General features: G+C 49.5%; 1 protein-coding gene. It reads left to right on the top strand.

Going from position 1 to position 1,417, the window contains the following annotated elements; all coding sequences use genetic code 11:
• The coding region (locus tag P2W73_RS13780) for a PKD domain-containing protein (protein WP_276502642.1) at nucleotides 1–1,417 on the top strand (1,417 nt) is incomplete at both ends.

The raw sequence follows: 1,417 nt of genomic DNA, 5'->3' as shown, positions 1-1,417 counted from the left end.
ACCATTACTTTGCCGACGAGCACAGCTACTTTGAATGGGACTGGCTCATCCGATGCAGATGGAACGATAGCATCGTATCAGTGGACACAGGTATCAGGTCCCAATACAGCAACGATTGGCAATGCTACGCAGGCATCAGCTTCTTTGTCGGGTTTGATAGCAGGAACCTATAATTTCCGTTTGACAGTTCGGGATAATGACGGGGCCACAGACACGGATGACGTGACGGTGACAGTTAACCCTGCGCCTAACCAGGCTCCGGTAGCCAATGCAGGTAACAATATCACCATTACTTTGCCAACGAGCACCGCTACCCTGAATGGAACTGGCTCATCTGATGCAGATGGAACGATAGCATCGTATCAATGGACACAGGTATCAGGTCCCAATACAGCAACGATTGGCAATGCTACGCAGGCATCAGCTTCTTTGTCGGGTTTGATAGCAGGAACGTATAATTTCCGTTTGACGGTTCGGGATAATGACGGGGCCACAGACACCGATGATGTGACTGTAACAGTTAACCCGGCCCCAGTAGTGAACCGGGCTCCGGTAGCCAATGCAGGTAACAATATCACCATTACTTTGCCAACGAGCACCGCTACCTTGAATGGAACTGGTTCATCCGATGCAGATGGAACGATAGCATCGTATCAGTGGACACAGGTATCAGGTCCCAATACAGCAACGATTGGCAATGCTACGCAGGCATCGGCTTCTTTGTCGGGTTTGATAGCAGGAACCTATAATTTCCGTTTGACGGTTCGGGATAATGACGGGGCCACAGACACCGATGATGTGACTGTAACAGTTAACCCGGCCCCAGTGGTTAACCAGGCTCCGGTAGCCAATGCAGGTAACAATATCACTATAACATTACCAACGAGCACAGCTACCTTGAATGGCACTGGTTCATCCGATGCAGATGGAACGATAGCATCGTATCAATGGACACAGGTATCAGGTCCCAATACAGCAACGATTGGCAATGCTACTTCGGCATCGGCTTCTTTGTCGGGTTTGATAGCAGGAACCTATAATTTCCGTTTGACGGTTCGGGATAATGATGGAGCAACAGACACCGATGATGTGACTGTAACCGTTAACCCTGCCCCAGTAGTTAACCAGGCGCCGGTGGCAAATGCAGGTAACAATATCGCCATTACTTTGCCAACGAGCACCGCTACCCTGAATGGCAATGGTTCATCTGATGCAGATGGCACAATAGCATCGTATCAATGGACACAGGTATCGGGTCCCAATACAGCAACGATTGGCAATGCTACCCAGGCATCGGCTTCTTTGTCGGGTTTGATAGCAGGAACCTATAATTTCCGTTTGACGGTTCGGGATAATGATGGAGCAACAGACACCGATGATGTGACTGTAACCGTTAACCCTGCCCCAGTAGTTAACC

The sequence above is a fragment of the Terrimonas pollutisoli genome (genome assembly GCF_029360765.1).
Classification (GTDB): Bacteria; Bacteroidota; Bacteroidia; order Chitinophagales; family Chitinophagaceae; genus Terrimonas_B; species Terrimonas_B pollutisoli.
This window is presented reverse-complemented; position numbering and strand designations above follow the sequence as displayed.